2 protein-coding genes are annotated in these 1,985 nt (G+C 58.0%); both read right to left on the reverse strand.

The features are described 5' to 3' along the window. Window positions 1-1,179, reverse strand: a 1,179-nt coding sequence (locus ACFWPJ_RS31475; protein WP_378856954.1) for a hypothetical protein, incomplete at its 3' end; no start/stop codon positions are given. Continuing rightward, the gene (locus tag ACFWPJ_RS31480) at window positions 1,176-1,490 is read right to left on the reverse strand and encodes a hypothetical protein (protein ID WP_378856956.1); all 315 of its coding nucleotides are present in this window, start codon (window positions 1,488-1,490) and stop codon (window positions 1,176-1,178) included. The genes ACFWPJ_RS31475 and ACFWPJ_RS31480, both read right to left, overlap by 4 nt. Window positions 1,491-1,985 lie beyond the last annotated feature (495 nt).

Raw genomic sequence — 1,985 nt, forward strand, 5'->3', positions numbered from 1 at the left:
CGTGCTCAACTGCTCGATGCCACTGGTGATCGATGTTCCGAGCGAACTGAGGCCGGTGCCGATCGATTCGGCGATGGACTCGGCCGAACCGGACGATCCTGAAGTGAGGCTCGACAGTTCGCTGACCACTGAGCTCAATGTCGACAATCCGCTCGAGACCGTTGACAACAAGCTGCTCAGATCGGTGGACGAATCGTCATCGGTATCATCGTCGTCGGTATCGTCGGTTGATGTCGGATTCTTGGTTCCCGCGGTGTCGGTTTTCGTGTCGTCGGTAGTCGTCGCGGGAGTTCCTCCGGTCGAGCCGTTATTGTCGCCGCTTGAGGTATCGCCACCGGATGGGTTTCCTGTGGAGGGCGTTACTACCTTGGAGTTGTCCGGTACTGCAGTATCCTGGGGCATCGGATATGCGGCTGCTTCTACTGCGGCGAGTGCTGTGGTTGCTTGCTTGAACGCTTCGCGGATTACGGTCGATGTTTCTTTGCAGACTTCTTCGAAGTGTAGAACTGTTGCTTCTACCTGCGGGACAAATACATCGCGAAGGAATGTCATCTGAGTTGGTGTTCGGTGTGCATACGCAATGTAGTTCTTAATAACGCCGATCAGGGGTTCTTCGTTAAAACCTTCGAAGTCCGCAGTCCCTGCGGGGCGCCAGTAGCCTCTGACATCAGTTGCCTTTTCGGCGACGATATTTCGTAGGGCGGTCGCTAGCTCACCCAATTCGCGCGAGGCGGTCCCAGCGTGACTATGATCTTCATTGGCGCGTCGAACCTGTTCATTCAGCATTGTAAACGCGGCATTGCCGGCATCGCCCTGCCAAATGTTTTGTATAGCATTGCGCTGTGTCTGCTGTTTCTGCAACTCGGTAGAGAGCTGGGGGAGTGCAGAAGCAAGCATGGCTGACATGCGTTCGATCGCCTCGATGTCCATTCCCAGCTCGGCATCGTACAGCCCGCACAGTTGATAGTAGTCGCGCCCGGCGATCTCCGCTTTTCCTAGACCGTGCTTCTCGAGGCATTGCCTGTACAGGGGGAGGTAATACTCGAAGTACTTGAGGCCCTCGGCTCCGTCGCTGAGTATCTTGTCCGCGTTACCTGCGGTCTTTGATACACTGTGTTCCCAGTCGGAATTTATCTTTCCCTCTGTGACGACGCCTGATTCGTCTGCTGACCAGCTCATCCGAGATTCACCGTAGCTGTGAACTTGGTGACATTGGCATCATCGACTGCCGAGTAGGTATTCGCGCTGGTCGTGTATGTATTGCCCGACTTGGTCACCGCAGTCTCCCAGTGTGTCAGCCAGGCGCCGATATTCACGATTTCGGCACCTAACTTGGTGCCCTCATCGCCGTAGGCTCTGCCTGCCTGAGCTGCTGTGAAGGACCACCCGCTGATGTCCTTGTTGAGGGTCTTGATCGTGCCCCCCGAACTGGTCAGATTGCCCCCGAGCTTGCGTAGCTGCTCCGGATCGACCCTCACGTGACCACCCATCGGACCCCTCCCTTATTACTCATCGCCGCTCGGTGTCGGCTACATATTAGCCTCGATCTTTCGCCAGGCCTTCGCCTACCTGTGGCACGTCGATGATCGTGAAAGTGAACCTTTCCGGGTAGGCGGGCGCGCGGCCGTCTGGCCAGGTGTCACGCCGGAAACCCTTGGGTAGCAACGTGAAAGCGCGATGCACTTGGTGGAGGCTGTGTCGACCAAGAAGCACAACCTCACAGGAGCTCCGCGCCCGAGGAGTATGACGGTCCTGCCGGTGGCCGAGGCCACGTCGGTTGGTTGACCAGTCTGCTCGTGTCGGACGCCGCCGAGGCACCCGCGTCGGCCGTCGTGCCCTGAATCCGCACGATCTGGCAGTTCTCGTACACAGGCAGTTCTCGTACAACCGAGGTTCCTCGACGCGATCCGCCGCGGCCGACTCGCCGTCGACCAGGGCATCGGCAAAGCCACCTGCTACGCCTATTCCACGAGTCTGCACGAGGG

This window comes from Nocardia sp. NPDC058497 (assembly GCF_042720195.1).
In the GTDB taxonomy this organism is placed as follows: domain Bacteria; phylum Actinomycetota; class Actinomycetes; order Mycobacteriales; family Mycobacteriaceae; genus Nocardia.